The organism is Enterobacter sp. HSTU-ASh6 (genome assembly GCF_026319105.1).
Classification (GTDB): domain Bacteria; phylum Pseudomonadota; class Gammaproteobacteria; order Enterobacterales; family Enterobacteriaceae; genus Enterobacter; species Enterobacter sichuanensis.
The window spans coordinates 39,511-63,816 of sequence record NZ_WSPD01000006.1 but is presented as its reverse complement, the minus strand read 5'-3'; the positions used below and the strand labels follow the sequence as shown (position 1 = coordinate 63,816).

Sequence of the window (24,306 nt, the reverse complement as noted above, 5' to 3'; positions counted from 1 at the left end):
TTCCTTATTTTGTCTCAGCGACGCTGAGTTCCTGATACTCGTTCAGCTCGCGATAGTTGTTGCGACGCTTCTCCAGGTCCTCCTGGATCCGCTTCATCGTTTCACGGTCAACCTTCAGCAGACGCACCACGCCTGCGGTAATGAGATACCCGATGCCCGGAATGACGGTAAACAGCAGGACAATACCGTTAATCGCATCCGCGCTTTGCGCTTTCGCCCCGGCATCGTAGCCGTACCAGGAGAGCAGGAAGCCGACCATTGCCCCGGCAATCGCCAGCCCCAGCTTCAGGAAGAAGATGTTGCCGGAGAAGCTGATCCCGGTGATGCGTTTCCCGGTTTTCCACTCGCCGTAGTCATCGACGTCGGCCATCAGCGACCAGTGCAGCGGAGACGGGATCTGGTGCAGGATATTCAGCAGGACGTAGAGCACCACAATGGTAAGGGTGGCTTTTGGGTCGAAGAAGTAAAAGGCCGTTGAGAAAATCGCCAGCACGATATTGGTCCAGAAGAAGACCTTCAGCTTACACCAGCGGTCGGTCAGCACTTTCGCCAGCATGCTGCCGAGCATCATGCCCACCACGCCCAGACTGATAAACAGGGTGGCAAAGTGGGTACTCTGGCCCATCACCCAGGTCACGTAATACATGGTAGCCGCCATGCGAATAAAGCCGGGGCAGACGTTGCACAGGGTCAGGAGCAGAATGCGCACCCACTGGTCGTTCTTCCACACGTCTTTCAGGTCGTTTTTCAGCTGGTCATTGGTCTGGACTGCCGGGCGGACACGCTCGCGCACGGTGGCGAAGCAGAACAGGAACATACAGGTTCCAATCAACGCCAGCACGGTCATTGCCATCTGGTAGCCTTTGGCTTTGTCCTCTCCTCCGAACCAGTCCGCCATCGGCAGCAGCGTCAGGGACAGCAGCAGCGTGGCGATACCGACCAGCACGAAGCGATATGACTGGCAGGCGACGCGCTCTTTAGGGTCGTTGGTAATCACCCCGCCCAGCGAGCAGTAGGGAATATTGATTGCCGTATAGGTCAAAGAGAGCAGGAAGTAGGTGACAAACGCATAGATAACTTTGCTGTTATAGCTCCACTCTGGCGTGGTGAACATCAGGATGCTGAACAGTGCGTAGGGGAAGGCAATCCACAGCAGCCATGGACGAAACCGACCGTATTTGCTGCGGGTACGGTCGGCAATCGCGCCCATAATCGGGTCGGTGACGGCATCAATAACGCGCACGGAGAGCAGCAGTACGCCCACCAGTGCCGGCGCCAGACCAAAAATATCGGTATAAAAATAGTTAACAAACAGCATGATGGCGCCAAAGATGATGTTGCAACCTGCATCGCCCATCCCGTAGCCGATCTTTTCTTTTACTGACAGTTTAGCGTTATCCATAGACTGCTCTCCGGTTTGCGGTATGGAGAGAATTATTTGCTGGCGAAGGAATATATGCGTTGCAGTATCAGGGCGGTGATATGGATAAAAGCGCTGTGGAGGTGAAAGTGTGAGGGAGGTAACAACGTGCGGTACCCGCAAAAGCAGGTACCGCAGAAGGAGGCTTAGTGGGCCTTCATGGCTTTACGGCTTTTCTGGCTGAACAGATAGCCGACGCCGAGCACGGCAATCCAGACCGGGATCAGGTAGACGGAAATCGCCATACCCGGTGTGATCAGCATGATGACCAGCACGGCCGCCATAAACAGCAGGCAAACCCAGTTACCCAGCGGGTAGAACAGGGCAGGGAAACGCGTGGTGACGCCCTGCTGCTGTTTCGCACGGCGGAACTTGATGTGCGCCAGGCTGATCATCGCCCAGTTGATGACCAGGGCAGAGACCACCAGCGCCATCAGCAGGCCAAACGCCGATTCAGGCGCCATGTAGTTGATGAGTACGCACAGCGCGGTCACGATGGCTGATACGATAATGGTGTTTACCGGTACGCCGCGTTTATCGACGTTGAGCAGCGCTTTCGGCGCGTTACCCTGCTGCGCCAGGCCGAACAGCATACGGCTGTTGCAATAGACACAGCTGTTGTAAACGGAGAGCGCCGCCGTCAGTACAACGATGTTAAGCGCATTCGCTACAACGGTATCGCCCAGTTCGTGGAAGATCAGCACAAACGGGCTGGTGTCAGCAGTGACGCGTGTCCACGGCAGCAGGGAGAGCAGTACGGCCAGCGAACCCACATAGAAGATCAGAATACGGTAGATAACCTGGTTAGTGGCTTTGGGAATGCTCTGCTCCGGGTTGTCTGCTTCAGCGGCGGTGATCCCCACCAGCTCCAGACCACCAAAGGAGAACATGATGATCGCCATCATCATCACCAGCCCCGTCATGCCGTGAGGCAGGAAGCCGCCCTGTTCCCAGAGGTTGCGAACGGTTGCCTGTGGGCCACCGTTGCCGCTGAACAGCAGCCAGCCGCCAAAGATGATCATCGCCACCACGGCAATCACTTTAATAATCGCAAACCAGAATTCCATTTCACCGAACACTTTTACGTTGGTCAGGTTAATGGCGTTGATAATGACGAAGAAGGCCGCCGCGGAGGCCCAGGTTGGGATCTCGGGGTACCAGAACTGAATGTATTTCCCGACGGCGGTAAGCTCGGCCATCGCAACCAGCACGTACAGTACCCAGTAGTTCCAGCCAGAGGCGAAACCGGCGAAACTGCCCCAGTACTTGTATGCAAAATGGCTGAACGAGCCCGCCACTGGCTCTTCAACGACCATTTCACCCAACTGACGCATAATCAGAAAGGCGATAAAGCCTGCGATGGCGTACCCCAGAATAATGCCTGGACCGGCTGACTGGATAACGGATGCGCTACCCAGAAACAGGCCGGTTCCGATAGCACCGCCCAGTGCGATGAGCTGAATATGGCGGTTTTTAAGCCCGCGCTTTAGCTGATCGCCGTGCTGTTGAGCTTCCATTTGAAACCTCGTGTGTGGTTGTTATGTTCACGCTGAGCGTGTGTAATTATGAATATCCATTTTCTGTATTTATTTCTTTACGGTTAATAAGGCCGAAAAAAGCGGAGAACTCTTCCGTAAGCGCCAGAATAGTGGTAAGTGCCTGCGAATGCACCTGCTTTATGACGCACGGATGACGAGTTGAATAAAAAGAAAGCATTTGTAAATCGTTCCGCTCATTCTTCTTATCCCAACCTATAGAATAGAAATTCGCCATAAGTGGGCGAAATTTCATTATTTGCTTTGTTGAATCGCTTCAGATTGCAAAAACCCTCGTTTCATTATGGTTAAAACTTCCTCTTTAGGGGTAATCAACTCATTTGTGCAAAGTTACATTTCTGAAACGTTATTTCTGTAAGGTTGTTAAAATGTGCAGGGTTTACTGATTTCAATCAAAACCAATATGGACAGAAGGTGAATACTTTGTTACTTTAGCGATACGAAATAGAAATTGGTAAGACCAATTGACTCCGGGCAAAAAGGCGTAAGACAGGGAATATGGCCTACAGCAAAATTCGCCAACCAAAACTATCTGATGTGATTGAGCAGCAGCTGGAGTTTTTAATCCTCGAAGGGACTCTGCGCCCGGGTGAGAAACTTCCGCCAGAACGCGAACTGGCAAAACAGTTCGACGTTTCACGTCCCTCTCTGCGTGAGGCGATTCAACGTCTCGAAGCTAAGGGCTTGCTGCTTCGTCGTCAGGGCGGCGGAACTTTTGTGCAAAATAGCCTGTGGCAGAGCTTCAGCGATCCGCTGGTAGAACTTCTCTCTGACCACCCAGAATCCCAGTTTGATCTGCTTGAGACCCGTCACGCGCTTGAAGGTATTGCGGCCTATTACGCCGCCCTTCGCAGCACTGATGAAGATCGCGTGCGTATCCGCGAGCTGCATCAGGCCATTGAACGGGCACAGCAGTCCGGCGATTTAGACGCCGAGTCCAGCGCCGTCGTCCAGTATCAAATCGCCGTCACCGAAGCGGCACACAATGTGGTGCTCCTCCATCTGCTACGCTGCATGGAGCCGATGCTGGCCCAGAACGTTCGTCAAAATTTTGAATTGTTGTATGCCCGTCGGGACATGCTCCCACTGGTAAGCAACCATCGCACCCGAGTATTCGAGGCGATAATGGCCGGGGAACCGGAGCAGGCGCGCGAAGCGTCGCACCGACATCTGGCTTTCATTGAGGAAATCTTGCTGGACCGCAGCCGTGAACAATCGCGTCGCGAACGTTCATTACGCCGCATACAGCAACGAAAGGATTAAGCGCCAGGTACTTTTAGAGCGCGGCAACTAAACGCAGAACCTGTCTTATTGTGTTCTTGCCCGAGAGCACAATGGGACAGGTTCCAGACAAATCAACGTATTAGATAGATAAGGAATACCCCCATGTCAGAACGTCTCCAAAATGACGTGGATCCGATCGAAACTCGCGACTGGCTACAGGCGATCGAATCGGTCATCCGTGAAGAAGGTGTTGAGCGCGCTCAGTATCTGATTGATCAGCTGCTTTCTGAAGCCCGCAAAGGCGGCGTGAAGGTTGCTTCAGGTGCAGGGGCTAGCAACTACGTAAACACGATTGCCGTTGAAGACGAACCGGAATACCCGGGCAATCTGGATCTGGAACGTCGTATCCGTTCTGCAATTCGCTGGAACGCCATCATGACCGTTCTGCGCGCATCCAAGAAAGACCTGGAACTGGGTGGCCACATGGCATCCTTCCAGTCCTCTGCGACCGTTTACGAAGTGTGCTTCAACCACTTCTTCCGTGCAGCGAACGAGAAAGACGGCGGCGATCTGGTGTACTTCCAGGGCCACATCTCTCCGGGCATCTATGCACGTGCATTCCTGGAAGGTCGTCTGACTGAAGAGCAGATGAACAACTTCCGTCAGGAAGTTCACGGTAAAGGTCTGTCTTCTTACCCGCACCCTAAACTGATGCCTGAATTCTGGCAGTTCCCGACCGTATCCATGGGTCTGGGCCCAATCGGTGCGATCTATCAGGCTAAATTCCTGAAGTACCTGGAACACCGTGGTCTGAAAGACACCTCTGAGCAGACCGTATACGCCTTCCTGGGCGACGGCGAGATGGATGAGCCAGAATCTAAAGGTGCGATCACCATCGCGACCCGTGAGAAGCTGGACAACCTGTGCTTCATCATCAACTGTAACCTGCAGCGTCTGGATGGTCCGGTAACCGGTAACGGCAAGATCATCAACGAACTGGAAGGCATCTTCGCGGGTGCGGGCTGGAACGTGATCAAAGTCATGTGGGGTTCCCGTTGGGACGAGCTGCTGCGTAAAGATACCAGCGGTAAACTGATCCAGCTGATGAACGAAACCGTTGACGGTGACTACCAGACCTTCAAATCCAAAGACGGTGCCTACGTGCGTGAGCACTTCTTCGGCAAATACCCTGAAACCGCCGCACTGGTTGCAGACTGGACTGATGAGCAGATCTGGGCGCTGAACCGTGGTGGTCACGATCCGAAGAAAATCTACGCAGCACTGAAAAAAGCGCGCGAAACCAAAGGTAAAGCGACCGTTATCCTGGCCCACACCATCAAAGGTTACGGCATGGGTGATACCGCAGAAGGTAAAAACATCGCTCACCAGGTTAAGAAAATGAACATGGACGGCGTGCGCTATATCCGCGACCGTTTCAACGTTCCAGTTACCGATGAGCAGGTAGAAAACCTGTCTTACATCACCTTCCCGGAAGGTTCTGAAGAGTACAAGTACCTGCACGAACGTCGTCAGGCGCTGAAAGGCTACCTGCCAGCTCGTCAGCCTAACTTCACCGAGAAGCTGGAACTGCCAGCACTGGAAGACTTCTCTCAGCTGCTGGAAGAGCAGAACAAAGAGATCTCTACCACTATCGCTTTCGTTCGTGCCCTGAACGTGATGCTGAAGAACAAGTCGATCAAAGATCGTCTGGTGCCAATCATCGCCGACGAAGCGCGTACTTTCGGTATGGAAGGTCTGTTCCGTCAGATCGGTATCTACAGCCCGAACGGCCAGCAGTACACCCCGCAGGACCGTGAGCAGGTTGCATACTACAAAGAAGACGAGAAAGGTCAGATCCTGCAGGAAGGTATCAACGAGCTGGGTGCAGGCGCATCCTGGCTGGCTGCTGCGACCTCTTACAGCACCAACAACCTGCCGATGATCCCGTTCTACATCTACTACTCCATGTTCGGGTTCCAGCGTATCGGTGACCTGTGCTGGCAGGCAGGCGACCAGCAGGCTCGCGGCTTCCTGATCGGTGGGACTTCCGGTCGTACGACCCTGAACGGTGAAGGTCTGCAGCACGAAGATGGCCACAGCCACATTCAGTCTCTGACTATCCCTAACTGTATCTCTTACGACCCGGCTTACGCGTACGAAGTGGCAGTCATCATGCATGACGGTCTGCATCGCATGTACGGTGAAGCGCAAGAGAATATTTACTACTACATCACCACCCTGAACGAAAACTACCACATGCCGGCAATGCCAGCAGGTGCCGAGGAAGGTATCCGTAAAGGTATCTACAAACTCGAAACCCTCGAAGGTAGCAAAGGTAAAGTTCAGCTGCTGGGTTCCGGTTCTATCCTGCGTCACGTACGTGAAGCGGCACAGATCCTGGCGAAGGACTACGGTGTAGGTTCCGACGTGTACAGCGTGACCTCCTTCACTGAACTGGCGCGTGATGGCCAGGATTGTGAGCGCTGGAACATGCTGCACCCACTGGAAACTCCACGCGTTCCGTACATCGCTCAGGTGATGAACGACGCGCCAGCGGTGGCGTCTACTGACTATATGAAACTGTTCGCTGAGCAGGTTCGTACTTACGTTCCAGCTGATGATTATCGCGTTCTGGGTACTGACGGCTTCGGTCGTTCTGACAGCCGCGAAAACCTGCGTCACCACTTCGAAGTTGATGCTTCTTACGTGGTTGTAGCAGCACTGGGCGAACTGGCTAAACGTGGCGAAATCGATAAGAAAGTGGTTGCGGACGCAATCACCAAATTCAACATCGATGCAGAAAAAGTTAACCCGCGTCTGGCGTAAGAGGTAAAAGAATAATGGCTATCGAAATCAATGTACCGGACATCGGGGCTGATGAAGTTGAAATCACCGAGATCCTGGTCAAAGTGGGCGACAAAGTTGAAGCTGAACAGTCGCTGATCACCGTAGAAGGCGACAAAGCCTCTATGGAAGTCCCGTCTCCTCAGGCTGGCATCGTTAAAGAGATCAAAGTCTCTGTTGGCGATAAAACCGAGACCGGCAAACTGATCATGATTTTCGATTCCGCCGACGGTGCAGCAGCTGCTGCACCTGCGCAGGAAGAGAAGAAAGCCGCTCCGGCCGCCGCTGCTCCAGCAGCTGCCGCAGCAGCAAAAGAAGTGAACGTGCCTGACATCGGCGGTGACGAAGTTGAAGTCACTGAGATCCTGGTGAAAGTGGGCGATACCGTAGCGGCTGAGCAGTCTCTGATCACCGTAGAAGGCGACAAAGCCTCTATGGAAGTGCCAGCGCCATTCGCGGGTACCGTTAAAGAGATCAAGATCAACACCGGCGACAAAGTGTCTACCGGCTCCCTGATCATGATCTTCGAAGTGGCGGGTGCTGCACCTGCCGCCGCGCCTGCTCAGGCAGCTGCTCCGGCTCCGGCCGCTGCACCTGCTGCTGCCGGCGGCGTGAAAGACGTTAACGTACCGGACATCGGCGGTGACGAAGTTGAAGTGACCGAAGTGATGGTGAAAGTGGGCGACAAAGTTGCCGCTGAACAGTCACTGATCACCGTAGAAGGCGACAAAGCGTCTATGGAAGTGCCTGCGCCGTTCGCGGGTACCGTTAAAGAGATCAAAATCAGCACCGGCGACAAAGTGTCTACCGGCTCTCTGATCATGGTCTTCGAAGTGGAAGGCGCTGCGCCTGCCGCAGCTCCGGCTGCCGCGGCTGCTCCGGCACCTGCCGCTGCACCGGCTCAGGCTGCTAAACCTGCCGCTGCCCCTGCTGCTAAAGCTGAAAAATCTGAGTTCGCTGAAAATGATGCTTACGTCCACGCGACCCCGCTGATTCGTCGCCTGGCGCGCGAGTTCGGTGTGAACCTGGCGAAAGTGAAAGGGACTGGCCGTAAAGGTCGTATCCTGCGCGAAGACGTTCAGGCCTATGTGAAAGACGCGGTGAAACGCGCCGAAGCTGCACCTGCTGCAGCCGCTGGCGGCGGTATCCCGGGCATGCTGCCATGGCCGAAAGTGGACTTCAGCAAGTTCGGCGAAATCGAAGAAGTGGAACTGGGCCGTATCCAGAAAATCTCTGGTGCGAACCTGAGCCGTAACTGGGTGATGATCCCGCACGTTACGCACTTCGACAAAACCGATATCACCGATCTGGAAGCGTTCCGTAAACAGCAGAACGCGGAAGCTGAGAAGCGTAAACTGGACGTGAAATTCACCCCAGTGGTCTTCATCATGAAAGCCGTTGCCGCTGCCCTTGAGCAGATGCCACGCTTCAACAGCTCTCTGTCCGAAGACGGCCAGAAGCTGACGCTGAAGAAATACATCAACATCGGTGTTGCGGTTGATACGCCAAATGGTCTGGTTGTTCCGGTCTTCAAAGACGTGAACAAGAAGAGCATTACTGAGCTGTCCCGTGAACTGACCACCATCTCCAAAAAAGCGCGTGATGGTAAGCTGACTGCCGGCGAAATGCAGGGCGGCTGCTTCACTATCTCCAGCATCGGCGGCCTGGGTACGACCCACTTCGCACCGATTGTTAACGCGCCGGAAGTGGCGATCCTCGGTGTGTCCAAGTCCGCGATGGAGCCGGTGTGGAATGGCAAAGAGTTCGTGCCGCGTCTGATGATGCCAATCTCTCTGTCCTTCGACCACCGCGTGATCGACGGTGCTGATGGTGCGCGTTTCATCACCATCATCAACAACATGCTGAGCGACATTCGCCGCCTGGTGATGTAATCGAAAAGCCGGCCGGTCGGCCGGCTTTTTTCTGATAATCTCATGGGGTTTATGAGGTTATTGGTGTAAGCGATAATTCGTGAGCCGTTTGTTGTTTCAAAATTGTTAACAATTTTGTAAAATACGGGCGGATAGAACGACCCGGTGGACGACGGGTATAAATTAAGAGGTCATGATGAGCACAGAAATCAAAACTCAGGTCGTAGTACTTGGGGCAGGCCCAGCAGGTTACTCCGCAGCATTCCGCGCAGCGGATTTAGGTCTGGAAACCGTCATCGTAGAACGTTACAGCACCCTCGGCGGTGTTTGTCTGAACGTCGGCTGTATCCCTTCTAAAGCGCTGCTGCACGTAGCGAAAGTTATCGAAGAAGCCAAAGCACTGGCTGAACACGGTATCGTCTTCGGCGAGCCGAAAACCGATATCGACAAGATTCGTACCTGGAAAGAGAAAGTTATCACTCAGCTGACCGGCGGTCTGGCGGGTATGGCCAAAGGCCGTAAAGTGAAAGTGGTTAACGGTCTGGGTAAATTCACCGGTGCGAACACCCTGGAAGTTGAAGGCGAAAACGGCAAAACCGTGATCAACTTCGACAACGCGATCATCGCGGCAGGCTCTCGCCCAATCGAACTGCCATTCATTCCACATGAAGATCCACGCGTGTGGGATTCCACCGATGCACTGGAACTGAAAACCGTTCCAAAACGCCTGCTGGTTATGGGCGGCGGTATCATCGGTCTGGAAATGGGTACCGTATATCATGCGCTGGGTTCAGAGATCGACGTGGTTGAAATGTTCGACCAGGTTATCCCGGCTGCAGACAAAGACATCGTTAAAGTCTTCACCAAACGCATCAGCAAGAAATTCAACCTGATGCTGGAAACCAAAGTGACTGCCGTTGAAGCGAAAGAAGACGGTATTTACGTTTCCATGGAAGGCAAAAAAGCCCCATCCGAACCACAGCGTTACGACGCCGTGCTGGTGGCTATCGGCCGTGTGCCGAACGGTAAAAACCTCGACGCGGGCAAAGCTGGCGTGGAAGTGGACGACCGTGGCTTCATCCGCGTTGACAAACAGCTGCGCACTAACGTGCCGCACATCTTTGCTATCGGCGATATCGTCGGTCAGCCAATGCTGGCGCACAAAGGCGTTCACGAAGGTCACGTTGCCGCTGAAGTTATCGCAGGCATGAAACACTACTTCGATCCGAAAGTGATCCCATCTATCGCTTACACCGAGCCAGAAGTTGCATGGGTGGGTCTGACTGAGAAAGAAGCGAAAGAGAAAGGCATCAGCTACGAAACGGCCACCTTCCCTTGGGCGGCTTCTGGCCGTGCTATCGCGTCCGACTGCGCAGACGGTATGACCAAACTGATCTTCGACAAAGAGACTCACCGCGTTATCGGTGGTGCTATTGTCGGTACCAACGGCGGCGAGCTGCTGGGTGAAATCGGTCTGGCTATCGAAATGGGCTGCGACGCGGAAGACATCGCGCTGACCATCCACGCTCACCCGACTCTGCACGAGTCCGTTGGCCTGGCGGCAGAAGTGTTCGAAGGCAGCATTACCGACCTGCCAAACGCAAAAGCGAAGAAGAAGTAAGTTTCTTCCGTGATTGCCTGACGCCTCCTCTGGAGGCGTTTTTTTTGCCTGAAAACTACCCGTTATGGTAGGTAAATTATTGTTATTTCCCCTAAAAATTTGCGTCTGTCTGCCGATACTTTTTTCACCATTGTGTAGCTACTGGCCGCACGGTTAACGATCTGGATTTTTGATTACACGCAAAAAGGAAATAACATGTCTTTGAAGAAAGTGATGGGGATTGGCTTATTAGCGGCAGTGATGACGCTGACCGGGTGCGGCGCGATGACGACGGCGGTGAAGAAGCGCAACCTGGAAGTAAAAACGCAGATGAGTGAAACCATCTGGCTTGAGCCATCCAGTGAGAAGACGGTCTACATTCAGGTCAAAAATACCTCTGATAAAGACATGAGCAACCTGCAGACGCTGCTGGCAAACGATCTGAGCGCCAAAGGGTACAAAGTCACGTCCTCGCCTGACAGCGCCTACTACTGGGTGCAGGCTAACGTCCTTAAAGCGGACAAAATGGACCTGCGCGAAGCCCAGGGCTATTTGAAAACCGGTTATGAAGGTGCCGCCGTTGGCGCTGCACTGGGTGCCGGTATCACTGCCTATAACAGTAATTCTTCGGGGGCGGCGCTGGGCGTAGGCCTGGCCGCTGGTCTGATCGGCATGGCTGCCGATGCGATGGTGGAAGATGTGAACTACACCATGGTGACCGACCTGCAGATCTCTGAGCGTAGCAAAGCGAAAGTTACTACCGATAACATCGCGGCGCTGCGTCAGGGGACGTCTGGCGTGAAACTGCAAACCAGCAGCGAGCAGGGCGATCGCGCGAAGTATCAGACCCGCGTGGTATCGAACGCTAACAAAGTCAATCTGAAGTTCGAGGAAGCGAAACCGGTTCTCGAAGCGCAGCTGGCGAAATCGGTCGCCAATATTCTGTAAGTTAAAAAGCCGGGTGGCAGCGCTGCCATACCCGGCTTATAACACTCAGCCCGTTGGCGGCATTCAGGGCGCGACGGGTTGCCAGGTTTTATCCGGGTTATATGAGGTGATCGCCTGGGCTTTCTGCGCCGAATCGCTACCGAGATCGGCCTGGTAAACCTTGTCGTCCTGGTTTATCACAAAGCTCATTACGCCCGTCTGGCCATAGCTGACCGGCCAGGCCACCATCGCGAAACCGTTGCTCTCCGGCAGGATCCGGAAGCGATAGCCGTGATAGCCGGTACCCGGTTCTTTCGGGCTAAATGCCGGGCCGAGCGGGCTGGGGGCTTCCCCGGGTGACGCGGGCCAGTACAAACCGTCTTTTTTCCCTTCCGAACTCACAATTTTCTGCGCGTAGGTTTGGTTCATCGCAAAGTAGCTTTGCTGCGCATCAACGTAGGCATGTAACGCTTCAATGGCGGCGAGCTCGTTACGTCCGATTTCGCGGGTCAGGATCTCTTCAGCACCTTCTTTGATATCGAATTGCCAGCCAGCGGGGGTTTTAATCACCGGAATAGGAAGCTGCCAGCCGCTGTCGCCAACGACAAGATGCGCCGTATCTCCTTCGACAACGGTGTTATGACGCACTTTCCAGTCGCGCAGGAAACGATCGACGGCATCCGGGTCAACGCCTTCCGGAGGCAGAAAATCGCGCCAGTTCTCGCCAAGCAGATTGCTCATCGCGCGCTCGTTATGCTCGCTTATGGCTTTTGCCAGCGCATCGGTCGCCTGGTCGGGCGTGGTAAAGGCTTGCTGCGCCATCGCCGAAGCGGAAAGCATGAACAGCACCAGTCCACTGAGAAGTTTACTTTTCATGTCGGTTCCCTTAGCGATGTCGAATTTCACGGCGTTCAGCGCGTCCAGCAGATGCCTGACGCGTCTGCTGCTGGCGGGCGGCGAGTTGTCTGCTTTGCGCACCACGTTGCTGCTGCGCCTGCCAGTTCGCGGAGCGGCTGTCGTTGCCGCTCAGCGCGTTGGCCCGGGGCTGGCTGTTTCGCTGCTGAAGCGTGCGCTGCTGCGCAGGTTGTGAAACCCGTTTCTCTTGTCTCTGGGTTGCAGCCTGACGGCTTTCTCGCTGCTGCGTGGTGGCGCGCTTCACCGTCTGCGGGTTGGTGTCGTAGCCACGGTAGTTATTGCGTTGCGAAATCTGCTTCAGCTGTTCGCTTGAGGCCTGACGTTGCATATCTTTCGTGGCAGGACGCGCCGTTTGGGGGAAGGTTTTACCCGTTGATTTCTCCATCTGGCTCAGGGCCGCCTGACGCTGGCTGTCGCGGTTAACCGGTTTTTGCTGTGTTGAACTTAACCCGGTTGCCGTGCTGGTGGAGTGGAATCGCGAGTTGAGCTGATTCGTGGGGTAGGGCACCCCTTCCCGATAAGCCGGGTTATGCTGCCAGGTACGGTTGGCGTCCGTCAGGCGCTGTCCGCTGATTTTATTGAAGTTCTCAACGTTAATATTGATGTTGTTATCACCGTTGCGGTTATAGCCGCCGTGATTATCCCAGTCGTCATGGTGATGATCCCAGTCATCGTCATCATCCCAGTCAATGCTGCTGAAAATGGCATAGGTTGTGGCGACACCCAGGCTGAAACCTAAGCCGTTGACGAAGCTGTTGCCAAACTGCTCCCCGGGTGACGGTGGGAGATACGTTGGTGGATAGGCGGTGTTTGGCCAGGTCCCGTAAACCGTATTGGGGTTATAGGTGGGAACGTAAACGACCTGCGGGTCGGCGGATTCAATTTTGATCACCGTTGGTGCGGGTGCAGACGCGGCGGTTGTGGTTGATTCGGCGGTGCTGGTTTTCGCCGGTGCCGGTTTTGTGACGGTGGTGACCGTCTGCTGAGGCGTCGATTGCAGGGCGCCGGTCTTCTGTGCCAGCGCGCGCAGGCGCTGAACGGAATCCATCACATCTTTTGGTTGCGCGAGGAACGCATCACCTAAATTTTGAACCCACGGCGGGTTTTCTCCCATTAGCGACATAAGCTGAGGGAAGGCGACCAGCGATTTTACGCTGGGATCCCAGGGCTGGCTGGCGACGGCCTGAATCGCGGCGTCCCCTTCCATTTTAGGGTTATCTTTTGACCACTGGGCCGCCTGGATCACGTTGGCCGGATAAGTCGAGGCCATTAAAATTTGTGACAGCAGGGCGTCCGGGTAGAGCGCGATGGGAGCAACCCACTGATCGATCTGCGCGGCAGAATACGTTGGCGCGACGACAGGGGCGGGTTGTGCTGCGGCAGGCGTAGCCGGTGCAGCCGGTTGTTGTGCGACAGGGGCTGGCGCAACGGGTTCCGTTGCACGGCTTTTGACAAACATGACGCCTGAGGCGGCAAGCAGCCCGGCACTGCAGAGAAGGACAAGCAGATGTGGTTTAAAGGGCAACTTCATAAAATGACTCCAACGAGACCAGCGCTGTGCCGTGAGGCGTTACGGTTGGCGTGAGTATTATTCACCCGTCTTTTACAGTTTTGACTTTTATTGGGAAGCGTCCGGTACGTCCGGATAAAGAGTGTGAGTATTTATTACACAATTATATGCGATGCGGGAAAAACCGCAGGGAATTCAGAAGGCCGCTCTTGCGAGCGGCCAGCAGCTAGTTGCCGAGGTTAACGACGAACAGCACCGTGATGTCGGATATATTCCAGCCACCGTGGAGTGCGGTAAGCAGTAAACCGAGCGCAACGATCAGCGCAGTGATTCGCATCTCCATTGCGTGCGTTCCTGTAAAGGCTACGCGGGTTCATTCCCCACCGGGAAAGGCAGAACCAGGCAAATGAGTGTATTGCCGCGTAGGTTACGGCACTGCTCCCGGGCCCGGTGACTGGTTGCTACACCAGCGAAGCAGGCCGGGTGCAACAGTATTACAGTAGGTACGCGCTGAGAAGCGGGGAAATGCAGTTGCATCCTTTTTCATCCGAAACTGGATGGCGGCTCATAAACGCCAGGAAGGGACTTGCAGATTTTCTTACTGAAGAGCAATATTAGTGTCGAGTGTATTGCCGCAAATCTGCCAGCCCGGTGTGCTACCACCGCAAGGCAACAAATTAACCGCTGTGAGGCGGTTTTTTTTGTACCCAAAATTCGCCTCATCTCTCCGCTACATCATGCTTAACGATTCAGCAAACTTTTTAATGTTGCTTTTTTGTAAACGGATTAACACTGTGCAGAAATCCTGCTATGCTGCCCGACGCGGTATCGGGCATTTACCCTACAAACTGCTGTCTCACAGGAGCGTGAAGAGAACGCCCGCCGCATATGACAATGAGAGCGAGGAGAACCGTCGTGCTAGAAGAATACCGTAAGCACGTAGCAGAACGTGCCGCCGAGGGAATTGTACCCAAACCGTTAGATGCAACCCAAATGGCCGCGCTCGTCGAGCTGCTGAAGAACCCGCCTAAGGGCGAAGAAGAATTCCTGTTAGATCTGCTGATCAACCGCGTACCGCCTGGCGTAGATGAAGCTGCCTACGTAAAAGCCGGATTCCTTGCTGCTATCGCCAAAGGCGAAGCCACCTCCCCACTGGTTACTCCTGAAAAAGCCATTGAACTGCTCGGCACCATGCAGGGTGGTTACAACATTCATCCGCTGATTGACGCGCTGGATAACGACAAGCTGGCGCCGATTGCCGCTAAAGCGCTCTCTTCCACGCTGCTGATGTTCGATAACTTCTACGATGTGGAAGAAAAAGCCAAAGCAGGCAATGTCTATGCGAAGCAGGTCATGCAGTCCTGGGCTGATGCCGAATGGTTCCTGAACCGTCCTGCTCTGGCTGAAAAAATTACCGTCACTGTTTTCAAAGTGACCGGTGAAACCAACACCGATGACCTCTCTCCGGCGCCGGATGCGTGGTCTCGCCCGGATATCCCTCTGCACGCCCTGGCGATGCTGAAAAACGCCCGTGAAGGTATCGAACCGGATCAGCCAGGCGTTGTCGGTCCGATCAAACAGATCGAAGCCTTACAGAAAAAAGGTTTCCCGCTGGCCTACGTGGGTGACGTTGTGGGGACCGGCTCTTCCCGTAAATCTGCGACCAACTCCGTGCTGTGGTTCATGGGTGACGATATTCCGCATGTGCCGAACAAACGCGGTGGCGGTCTGTGCCTCGGCGGTAAAATTGCACCCATCTTCTTCAACACCATGGAAGATGCCGGCGCACTGCCGATCGAAGTGGATGTTTCTAACCTGAATATGGGCGACGTGATTGACGTTTACCCGTACAAAGGGGAAGTGCGTAACCACGAAACTAACGAACTGCTGGCGAGCTTTGAGCTGAAAACCGACGTGCTGATCGATGAAGTGCGCGCCGGTGGCCGTATTCCACTGATCATCGGCCGTGGCCTGACGACCAAAGCGCGTGAAGCGCTGGGTCTGCCACACTCAGACGTTTTCCGTCGTGCGAAAGACGTCGCGGAAAGCAATCGCGGTTACTCGCTGGCGCAGAAAATGGTGGGCCGCGCGTGCGGCGTCGCTGGCATTCGTCCGGGCGCTTACTGCGAACCTAAGATGACCTCCGTCGGTTCTCAGGACACCACTGGCCCAATGACCCGTGACGAGCTGAAAGACCTGGCGTGCCTGGGCTTCTCGTCTGACCTGGTGATGCAGTCCTTCTGTCACACCGCGGCATATCCGAAACCGGTTGACGTGACCACGCACCACACGCTGCCAGACTTCATCATGAACCGTGGTGGTGTTTCCCTGCGTCCGGGCGACGGCGTGATCCACTCCTGGCTGAACCGTATGCTGCTGCCGGATACTGTGGGTACCGGCGGTGACTCCCATACCCGTTTCCCAATCGGTATCTCCTTCCCGGCGGGCTCTGGTCTGGTGGCGTTCGCGGCGGCGACCGGCGTGATGCCGCTGGATATGCCTGAATCCGTACTCGTGCGTTTTAAAGGCAAAATGCAGCCGGGTATCACCCTGCGCGACCTGGTTCACGCGATCCCGCTGTATGCGATTAAACAGGGCCTGCTGACCGTTGAGAAGAAAGGTAAGAAAAACATCTTCTCTGGCCGCATTCTGGAGATTGAAGGTCTGCCGGATCTGAAAGTTGAGCAGGCATTCGAGCTGACCGATGCGTCCGCTGAGCGTTCCGCTGCGGGTTGTACCATCAAGCTGAACAAAGAGCCGATTATCGAGTATCTGAACTCGAACATCGTGCTGCTGAAGTGGATGATTGCAGAAGGCTACGGCGACCGTCGTACGCTGGAGCGTCGTATCCAGGGCATGGAAAAATGGCTGGCCGATCCGCAGCTGCTGGAAGCCGATGCTGACGCTGAGTACGCGGCGGTGATCGACATCGATCTGGCGGATATCAAAGAGCCTATCCTGTGTGCGCCGAACGATCCGGACGACGCGCGTCCGCTCTCTGAAGTTCAGGGCGAGAAGATCGACGAAGTGTTCATCGGATCCTGTATGACCAACATCGGTCACTTCCGTGCTGCCGGTAAACTGCTGGATACCCATAAAGGCCAGTTGCCAACCCGTCTGTGGGTGGCGCCGCCAACCCGTATGGACGCGGCTCAGCTGACCGAAGAGGGTTACTACAGCGTGTTTGGTAAGAGTGGTGCGCGCATCGAAATTCCTGGCTGTTCCCTGTGTATGGGTAACCAGGCGCGCGTAGCCGACGGCGCGACGGTGGTCTCCACCTCGACCCGTAACTTCCCGAACCGTTTAGGCACCGGTGCGAACGTTTACCTGGCGTCTGCAGAGCTGGCGGCGGTTGCGGCGCTGATTGGCAAACTGCCAACGCCGGAAGAGTACCAGACCTTCGTGGCTCAGGTGGATAAGACTGCGGTGGATACCTATCGCTATCTGAACTTCGACCAGCTCTCTCAATACACCGAGAAGGCTGACGGGGTTATCTTCCAGACGGCGGTATAAAAACCAACCCCTCACCCTGGCCCTCTCCCCAAAGGGGAGAGGGGCTGGGGGTGAGGGGTATTTTTTTATTTTCATTCCTCCCACCTCTCACGCTTTTTTTCTTCCTCTCTGCTGCGATAATTACCGTAATGGCTTTGCAGAGGAAAACACTATGGATTACGAATTTCTGCGCGACATCACTGGGGTGGTGAAAGTGCGTATGTCGATGGGCCACGAAGCCGTAGGACACTGGTTTAACGAAGAGGTGAAAGAGAATCTCGCCCTGCTTGATGAAGTAGAACAGGCGGCAAATACGGTGAAAGGCAGTGAACGTTCCTGGCAACGTGCCGGACATGAATACACGCTGTGGATGGATGGCGAAGAGGTGATGGTGCGCGCCAACCAGCTTGAATTTTCGGGTGATGAGATGGAAGAGGGGATGAGCTACTACGACGAAGAGAGCCTGTCGCTGTGCGGCGTAGAGGACTTTCTGCAGGTTGTGGCGGCGTACCGGGCGTTCATGAAACAGAAATAGCTTACCGGAGCGTCCTTGCTCCTCGTGCGTTTTACACGGCCGGAATATTGCGGCCGTAGTAGATTTCGCGCATCTCTTTCCAGAGCAGGTCTGTGATGACCTTGCGCTCCTCTTCGCTCAAATCTTCTGGCCGGGTATGGAACATGTAATGCTTCAGGTCGAACTCCTTCAGCAACATCTTGGTGTGGAAAATGTTTTCCTGATAGACGTTCACGTCCACCATGTCGTACAGCGATTTCATGTCGTCGGACATAAAGTTCTGAATGGAGTTGATTTCATGGTCGATGAAATGCTTCATCCCGTTGATATCACGGGTAAAACCACGCACGCGATAATCAATCGTGACGATATCTGATTCCAGCTGGTGGATTAAATAGTTCAGCGCGTTTAGCGGGGAAATCACGCCGCAGGTCGACACTTCGATATCGGCGCGGAACGTGCACAGCCCACCTTCCGGATGACTTTCCGGGTAGGTATGTACGCAGATGTGGCTTTTATCAAGGTGGGCCACAACCACTTCCGGCAGCGGGCCCGGATGTTCAGTTTTGTCGATGAGCTTCGGATCGACCGGCTCTTCACTGACCAGTATGGTCACGCTGGCGCCCTGGGGTTCATAATCCTGTCGGGCGATATTCAGAATGTTTGCGCCGATGATCGAACAGGTTTCTGTCAGGATCTCAGTCAGACGGTTGGCGTTGTAGAGTTCATCGATATAGGCGATGTAACCATCGCGCTCTTCCGCTGTTTTGGCATAGCAGATATCGTAAATACAAAAACTCAGGCTTTTGGTCAGGTTGTTAAAGCCATGCAGTTTAAGCTTTTTCAATTAGTTCACCCCCTGGGAGGACAGTGCATCTTGCAGGTACTGCGGCAAGGCAAAGGCTGCGGTATGGACCGCCGGATTGTAATAACGGCACGTGAGCGCTGCCTGATGGAAGCGTGCCTGGATAATTTCGGTGGAGAGATGGCGCAGGACGTCGTTATCCGTGGCCCAGGCAAAGGTCATGATCCCACCGTAGTAGGTTGGAATAGCGGCCTGATAGAAACTGACATCGCCGAAATAGGTGCTCAGTTTACGATGGCTGTCGAGCGCTTCATCCTGCTGCAGGAAGCAGACGCCATTTTGCGCCACGAAGATCCCGCCTGGGTTCAGGCAACGCTTGCAGCCTTCGTAGAAGGAGGAGGTAAACAGCGACGCCCCAGGGCCGATCGGGTCGGTACAGTCGGAGATAATGACGTCAAAGGTCTGGGTTGTCTGGTTAACGAAGTTGACACCATCGTCAATCACCAACCTGAAACGCGGATCGTCGTAGCTGCCGGCATTGTGGTTGGGCAGATACTGACGGCAGAAAGAGACCACGCCCGCATCGATCTCCACCATGGTGATGGTCTCAATGGATTGATGACGGGAAACTTCGCGCAGCATTGCGCCGTCGCCACCGCCGATAATCAGCACGTGTTTTGCGTGCCCGTGCGCCAGAAGCGGGACGTGGGTCATCATCTCATGATAGATAAACTCATCGCGTTCGGTGGTTTGCACCACGCCGTCCAGCGCCATGACGCGGCCAAAGGCGGCATTCTCGAAGATGATCAGATCCTGATGATCGGTTTTTTCATGATAAAGCACGTTATCAACGGCAAAGTACTGACCAAACTGGTCATGCAGTGTTTCATGCCACAACGTGTGGTCGGCCATACGCGGACTCCTCCTTTGTTAACATCCGTTACACTCACAAAAAATGAGCGAAACATGATAGCTAACTATAACCGCGGTTGCACGGCTATAGGTTCAACAAGGGGCGTCGGGAAGGTTATTTCACATAGGCGAGCAGGCTGAGTGAATCGCGAGCCAGCGCTTTGCATTTTTTTGCAGTGGGGATGCCAATACCGCTTAAGTCACGGTAGCTGTCTTCACCGAGCGCCTTCATGTCGAAGCTGTCGTAGTTGCTGAGATCCCACTGGTTCTGTTGGGCAAAAAAGACCAGTGCGCGGCGAATCTGGCCGTTGGGTAAATTCTGGTAGCCACAATCATTTTTCAGGAATACAAAAACCGCCGTTAAGTCGGCCATATCTTCCGCTTCATTTTCACTTAGCGCATAGCTGTTCGCACACATTGCCATCAGGCTACTGAACAAAATTGTCCTGAAAAACGTCTTCATTGCTTCTACCACTGCTTCACGGAAAATTAACGTTAGCATACTTGATGCCAGTGCGACGATCTTTATTATTGCCGCTTTACTTGACCTTCCGGTAAGGGGAGGGTTTATGCTCAAAAGATCGCCTGCTGGAAATAAGGAAATGAACATGCAACGTCGTGATTTTTTGAAATATTCCATCGCGCTGGGAGCGGCCAGCGCCTTACCTCTCTGGAGTCGCGCGGTTTTTGCGGCTGACAGACCTGCCTTGCCCATTCCCGACTTACTGACCGCTGACGCCCGTAGCCGTATCCAGCTTGTTGTTCAGGCCGGTAAAACGACGTTCGGCACACACAGCGCTACCACGTGGGGTTATAACGGCAATCTGCTCGGTCCGGCGCTTCGGTTACGCAAAGGGCAGGCGGTGACGGTAGATATCCACAACACGCTCGCCGAAGAGACGACGCTGCACTGGCACGGGCTGGAAGTGCCGGGCGAGGTGGACGGCGGGCCGCAGGGAGTCATCAAGGCGGGCGGCAAGCGCAGCGTTACCTTTACGCCGCAACAGCGCGCCGCAACCTGTTGGTTTCACCCGCACCAGCATGGCAAAACCGGCCATCAGGTAGCGATGGGGCTGGCGGGGCTGGTGCTGATTGAAGACGACGAAAGCCGTCTGCTGCGCCTGCCTGAACAGTGGGGCATCGACGACGTGCCGGTGATTGTGCAGGACAAGAAGTTCACCGCTGATGGGGAAATTGACTATAGGCTTGACGTCATGAGCGCGGCGGTCGGCTGGTTTGGCGATACGCTGCTGACCAACGGTGCGATTTACCCTCAGCACGCCGCACCGAAAGGCTGGCTGCGCCTGCGCCTGCTCAACGGGTGTAACGCACGCTCACTCAATTTCGCCACCAGCGATAAACGTCCTTTGTACGTGGTGGCCAGCGACGGGGGACTGCTGCCAGAGCCGGTGAAGGTGAATGAATTACCGATGCTGATGGGGGAACGTTTTGAAGTGCTGGTGGATATCAGCGACGGCAAAGCGTTTGACCTGGTGACGCTGCCGGTTAGCCAGATGGGGATGGCGGTTGCGCCCTTCGACAAGGCGCATCCGGTGCTGCGTATTCAGCCGCTGCAGGTGACGGCCTCCGGTACGCTGCCGGATACCCTGACTACGCTCCCGGCACTACCGTCCCTCGAAGGGTTAACCCAGCGGAAGCTCCAGCTCTCCATGGACCCGATGCTCGACATGATGGGTATGCAGGCCCTGATGAAGAAATACGGTAATCAGGCGATGGCGGGAATGCATCACGGACAGATGATGGGCCACATGAATATGGACCACGGCAAAATGGGCGGTATGGGGAACATGAACCACGGTGACCATGGCTTTGATTTCCACAACGCTAATATGATCAACGGCAAAGCATTCGACATGAACACGCCAATGTTTGCTGCCGCAAAAGGGCAGTTTGAGCGCTGGGTGATTTCAGGTGAAGGGGACATGATGCTGCATCCGTTCCATATCCACGGCACCCAGTTCCGTATTCTCTCTGAGAACGGCAAAGCGCCGGATGCGCATCGCGCTGGCTGGAAGGATACGGTGCGAGTGGAAGGCGGCGTCAGTGAGGTGCTGGTGAAGTTTGACCACGATGCACCGAAAGAGTTTGCCTACATGGCGCACTGTCATCTGCTGGAGCATGAGGATACGGGGATGATGCTGGGGTTCACCGTATAAAGCGGTGCGGCCTGATGCCCTCACCCTGACCCTCTCCCACGGGGAGAGGGAACAAACACTAAAAACGGCAACTTTCGTTGCCGTTTTGCATTTATTTGGCATCGTCCGGCAACGCATACGCCACAATATAGTCGCCCATCTTCGTGCCAAACGAACCGTGACCTCCCGCGGAGATGACAACGTACTGCTTGCCATTCACTTCATAGGTCATCGGCGTCGCTTGTCCACCGGCTGGCAGACGGCCTTGCCACAGTTTCTCACCGTTGGTCATGTTGTACGCGCGCAGGTAGTTATCTGCGGTTGCCGCGATGAACAGCACGTTACCAGCGGTAGAGATTGGGCCACCCAGCATTGGCATACCCATATTGAACGGCACTGGAACCGGCATCGGGAACGGCATGCTGTCCTGCGGGGTACCAATACGTTTTTTCCACACGATCTCGTTGGTTTTCAGATCCAGACCGGAGATATAACCCCAGGCAGGCTGTTTACACGGCAGACCAAACGGAGACAGGAACGGATTCAGCGTCACGCCAAACGGCACGCCATACTGCGGCTGAATACCGGCTTCGGTACCGCTGCCTTTCGCGTCTTTCGGCTGCTCCATCGGGTTACCAGGACCGCGCGGGATCAGCTTAGAGACAAACGGCAGCGCCATTGGGTTGGCAATCGCCACCTGACGGTTCGGGTCAACGGAGATCCCGCCCCATTCGAACATCCCCAGGTTACCCGGGAAGACCAGCGTGCCCTGCTCAGACGGCGGTGTGAAGATACCTTCATAGCGCAGCTGATGGAACATCACGCGGCACACCAGCTGGTCAAACATGGTGGCGCCCCACATGTCTGCTCCGCTGAGGTCTTTCTTCGGACGGAAGCTCAGGTCAGAGAACGGCTGCGTCCTGGTGACGTAGTCGCCTTTTGCTGCACCCTGCGGAACCGGTTTTTCCGGCGCAGGGACGACCAGCTCGCCGTTACGACGGTCCAGCACGAAGATGTTACCGGTTTTCGCCGGAGCATAAATCACCGGCACGGTTTTACCGTTAACGGTAATGTCCGCCAGCGTCGGCTGGGACGGCATGTCCATATCCCACAGGTCGTGGTGAACGGTCTGATAGCTCCAGGCCAGTTTACCGGTGGTCGCGTTCAGCGCCACGATGGAGCTGGCATAACGCTCCTGCTCCGGTGTGCGATTTCCGCCCCAGATATCCGGCGTGGTCACACCCATAGGCAGGTAGACCAGATCCAGCTTCGCGTCATACGCGGCCGGTGCCCAGGAGTTCGGCGAGTTAAAGGTAAAGGTGTGTTCATCCGACGGGATCGCGTTTGGATCTTTCGCGCCCGGATCAAAGGCCCACAGCAGTTTACCGGTGTTTACGTCGAAACCACGAATAACGCCAGAGGTTTCGCGGGTGGAGAAGTTATCCGTAACCGAACCCGCAATCACGATGGTTTTATCGGTGATAATGGGCGGTGAGGTCGGCTCATACAGACCCGGCGTGGTGTCCGGCATGTTGGTCTGCAGGTTGAGGATACCTTTGTTGGCAAAAGTTTCGCACAGCTTGCCCGTTTCGGCGTTAATCGCGAACAGGCGACCATCGTTCACCGGCAGCATAATGCGGCGAGGACAGTCGGCAATGACCTCTGGGCTCGCATTATCCGCACGCGCTTCGTGATAAGAAACGCCACGGCAGGTGACGTGCTGGAAGGATGGGTTAGAGTTCAGCTGCGGATCGAAGTGCCATTTCTCTTTACCGGTGGCCGCGTCGAGCGCGAACAGACGCTGGTGCGCCGTACACAGATAAAGCATGTTGCCCACTTTAATCGGCGTGACTTCGTTGGTCAGTTCACCCGGATCGTTCGGCATCTTCAGATCGCCGGTACGGAATACCCAGGCTTCTTTCAGGTTTTTAACGTTGTCGGCGTTGATCTGCTTCAGCGGGGAGTAACGCTGGCCTTCCTGGTTACGCCCGTAGGCTGGCCAGTCACCGTCAGCGACCTGCGAGATCGCCGCCGCTGGCGTGGATTCTGCATTCAGCGTCCCGTTGATCTCCTGCGGGTCGTTAAAGCCGGCCCAGGTCAGGATGCCGCCGCTGATTAACAGGGCCACCACCAGCGCCGCAACGGCACCACTGGACGGCACAATCAGGCGACGCCAGACGAACGGCAGGATCAGCCAGATACCGAAGAACACCAGAATGTCGCTGCGCGGCGTCAGTGCCCAGAAGTCGAAGCCGACTTCCCAGACGCCCCAGATCATGGTTGCGAGGAGTAATGCGGCGTAAAGCCACAGTGCGGATTGTTTTCTACGCCAGAGCAGGACGGTTACGCCAAGCATAACCAGGCCCGCAATCGGGTAGTACCAGGAGCCGCCGATCGCGACCAGCCAGACGCCACCGATTAACAGGTACAGGCCGCAGAAGGCGGCGAATAGCGCTGTTAGTGTCACCAGTAGACGCGGCTGTTTAGAGTTTGTTTCAGCCATAGAAAGTGTACTCGTCAGTTTTTGTTAATAATTTGCTAGCAACTAATTATAGGTATT

At 55.0% G+C, this 24,306-nt stretch carries 16 protein-coding genes; 8 read left to right on the top strand and 8 right to left on the bottom strand.

Annotated features, from left to right (window positions below; all coding sequences use genetic code 11):
- Positions 1-4: 4 nt before the first annotated feature.
- Together GM298_RS09070 and aroP are read right to left on the bottom strand one after the other, a co-directional pair.
- The gene (locus GM298_RS09070) at positions 5-1,402 is read right to left on the bottom strand and encodes a glycoside-pentoside-hexuronide (GPH):cation symporter (RefSeq protein WP_059385848.1); all 1,398 of its coding nucleotides are present in this window, start codon (positions 1,400-1,402) and stop codon (positions 5-7) included.
- Between the two features lie 164 nt (positions 1,403-1,566).
- Positions 1,567-2,937 (bottom strand): aromatic amino acid transporter AroP, encoded by a 1,371-nt coding sequence (aroP, locus tag GM298_RS09065; protein WP_045284782.1) that lies wholly within the window; start codon positions 2,935-2,937, stop codon positions 1,567-1,569.
- A gap of 537 nt (positions 2,938-3,474) precedes the next feature.
- On the opposite strand from aroP, the gene pdhR reads away from it, so the two are divergent.
- From pdhR to traT, 5 genes are all read left to right on the top strand, one after another.
- Positions 3,475-4,239: a pyruvate dehydrogenase complex transcriptional repressor PdhR gene (gene pdhR / locus GM298_RS09060; RefSeq protein WP_008501960.1), complete on the top strand. Its 765-nt coding sequence runs from the start codon at positions 3,475-3,477 to the stop codon at positions 4,237-4,239.
- Between the two features lie 123 nt (positions 4,240-4,362).
- Complete coding sequence (gene aceE / locus GM298_RS09055) at positions 4,363-7,026, top strand: pyruvate dehydrogenase (acetyl-transferring), homodimeric type (protein WP_025756775.1); 2,664 nt, start codon at positions 4,363-4,365, stop codon at positions 7,024-7,026.
- A gap of 14 nt (positions 7,027-7,040) precedes the next feature.
- Positions 7,041-8,936 carry a pyruvate dehydrogenase complex dihydrolipoyllysine-residue acetyltransferase gene (aceF, locus tag GM298_RS09050; protein ID WP_025756776.1) on the top strand — a complete coding sequence of 632 codons (1,896 nt, stop codon included), beginning with the start codon at positions 7,041-7,043 and terminating at the stop codon, positions 8,934-8,936.
- A gap of 175 nt (positions 8,937-9,111) precedes the next feature.
- Positions 9,112-10,536 (top strand): dihydrolipoyl dehydrogenase, encoded by a 1,425-nt coding sequence (lpdA, locus tag GM298_RS09045; RefSeq protein ID WP_003856313.1) that lies wholly within the window; start codon positions 9,112-9,114, stop codon positions 10,534-10,536.
- A gap of 195 nt (positions 10,537-10,731) precedes the next feature.
- Complete coding sequence (traT, locus tag GM298_RS09040; protein ID WP_025756777.1) at positions 10,732-11,463, top strand: conjugal transfer complement resistance protein TraT; 732 nt, start codon at positions 10,732-10,734, stop codon at positions 11,461-11,463.
- Between the two features lie 63 nt (positions 11,464-11,526).
- Here traT and GM298_RS09035 read toward each other — a convergent pair whose 3' ends face one another.
- A complete protein-coding gene (locus GM298_RS09035; protein WP_266153986.1) occupies positions 11,527-12,318 on the bottom strand; it encodes a DUF2950 family protein in 792 nt (263 codons plus the stop codon).
- Positions 12,319-12,328: 10 nt separating this feature from the next.
- Complete coding sequence (locus tag GM298_RS09030; RefSeq protein WP_262747800.1) at positions 12,329-13,888, bottom strand: DUF3300 domain-containing protein; 1,560 nt, start codon at positions 13,886-13,888, stop codon at positions 12,329-12,331.
- Between the two features lie 894 nt (positions 13,889-14,782).
- On the opposite strand from GM298_RS09030, the gene acnB reads away from it, so the two are divergent.
- The gene (gene acnB, locus GM298_RS09025; RefSeq protein WP_032672437.1) at positions 14,783-17,380 is read left to right on the top strand and encodes a bifunctional aconitate hydratase 2/2-methylisocitrate dehydratase; all 2,598 of its coding nucleotides are present in this window, start codon (positions 14,783-14,785) and stop codon (positions 17,378-17,380) included.
- Between the two features lie 151 nt (positions 17,381-17,531).
- Positions 17,532-17,894, top strand: a complete 363-nt coding sequence (yacL, locus tag GM298_RS09020) for a protein YacL (protein ID WP_014830673.1) — start codon at positions 17,532-17,534, stop codon at positions 17,892-17,894.
- A 31-nt stretch (positions 17,895-17,925) separates the two neighbouring features.
- On the opposite strand, the gene speD is transcribed toward yacL, so the two are convergent.
- From speD to GM298_RS09005, 3 genes are all read right to left on the bottom strand, one after another.
- Positions 17,926-18,720, bottom strand: a complete 795-nt coding sequence (gene speD / locus GM298_RS09015) for an adenosylmethionine decarboxylase (RefSeq protein WP_025756782.1) — start codon at positions 18,718-18,720, stop codon at positions 17,926-17,928.
- Entirely contained in the window at positions 18,721-19,590 is an 870-nt protein-coding gene (speE, locus tag GM298_RS09010; RefSeq protein WP_025756783.1) for a polyamine aminopropyltransferase, read from the bottom strand.
- Between the two features lie 115 nt (positions 19,591-19,705).
- On the bottom strand, positions 19,706-20,053 hold the full coding sequence (locus tag GM298_RS09005) for a YacC family pilotin-like protein (RefSeq protein WP_025756784.1): 348 nt from the start codon (positions 20,051-20,053) through the stop codon (positions 19,706-19,708).
- A 145-nt stretch (positions 20,054-20,198) separates the two neighbouring features.
- Between GM298_RS09005 and cueO the strand changes: the two genes are divergently transcribed.
- A complete protein-coding gene (gene cueO, locus GM298_RS09000) occupies positions 20,199-21,767 on the top strand; it encodes a multicopper oxidase CueO (protein ID WP_266153985.1) in 1,569 nt (522 codons plus the stop codon).
- A gap of 91 nt (positions 21,768-21,858) precedes the next feature.
- Here cueO and GM298_RS08995 read toward each other — a convergent pair whose 3' ends face one another.
- Positions 21,859-24,249 (bottom strand): glucose/quinate/shikimate family membrane-bound PQQ-dependent dehydrogenase, encoded by a 2,391-nt coding sequence (locus GM298_RS08995; protein ID WP_025756786.1) that lies wholly within the window; start codon positions 24,247-24,249, stop codon positions 21,859-21,861.
- Between the last annotated feature and the right edge of the window lie 57 nt (positions 24,250-24,306).

Bases quoted from the DNA above. Each gene is read 5' to 3' on its own strand.
- GM298_RS09070 (WP_059385848.1), bottom strand. From the start codon at position 1,402: ATGGATAACGCTAAACTGTCAGTAAAAGAAAAGATCGGCTACGGGATG.
- aroP (WP_045284782.1), bottom strand. From the start codon at position 2,937: ATGGAAGCTCAACAGCACGGCGATCAGCTAAAGCGCGGGCTTAAAAAC.
- pdhR (WP_008501960.1), top strand. From the start codon at position 3,475: ATGGCCTACAGCAAAATTCGCCAACCAAAACTATCTGATGTGATTGAG.
- aceE (WP_025756775.1), top strand. From the start codon at position 4,363: ATGTCAGAACGTCTCCAAAATGACGTGGATCCGATCGAAACTCGCGAC.
- aceF (WP_025756776.1), top strand. From the start codon at position 7,041: ATGGCTATCGAAATCAATGTACCGGACATCGGGGCTGATGAAGTTGAA.
- lpdA (WP_003856313.1), top strand. From the start codon at position 9,112: ATGAGCACAGAAATCAAAACTCAGGTCGTAGTACTTGGGGCAGGCCCA.
- traT (WP_025756777.1), top strand. From the start codon at position 10,732: ATGTCTTTGAAGAAAGTGATGGGGATTGGCTTATTAGCGGCAGTGATG.
- GM298_RS09035 (WP_266153986.1), bottom strand. From the start codon at position 12,318: ATGAAAAGTAAACTTCTCAGTGGACTGGTGCTGTTCATGCTTTCCGCT.
- GM298_RS09030 (WP_262747800.1), bottom strand. From the start codon at position 13,888: ATGAAGTTGCCCTTTAAACCACATCTGCTTGTCCTTCTCTGCAGTGCC.
- yacL (WP_014830673.1), top strand. From the start codon at position 17,532: ATGGATTACGAATTTCTGCGCGACATCACTGGGGTGGTGAAAGTGCGT.
- speE (WP_025756783.1), bottom strand. From the start codon at position 19,590: ATGGCCGACCACACGTTGTGGCATGAAACACTGCATGACCAGTTTGGT.
- GM298_RS09005 (WP_025756784.1), bottom strand. From the start codon at position 20,053: ATGAAGACGTTTTTCAGGACAATTTTGTTCAGTAGCCTGATGGCAATG.
- cueO (WP_266153985.1), top strand. From the start codon at position 20,199: ATGCAACGTCGTGATTTTTTGAAATATTCCATCGCGCTGGGAGCGGCC.
- GM298_RS08995 (WP_025756786.1), bottom strand. From the start codon at position 24,249: ATGGCTGAAACAAACTCTAAACAGCCGCGTCTACTGGTGACACTAACA.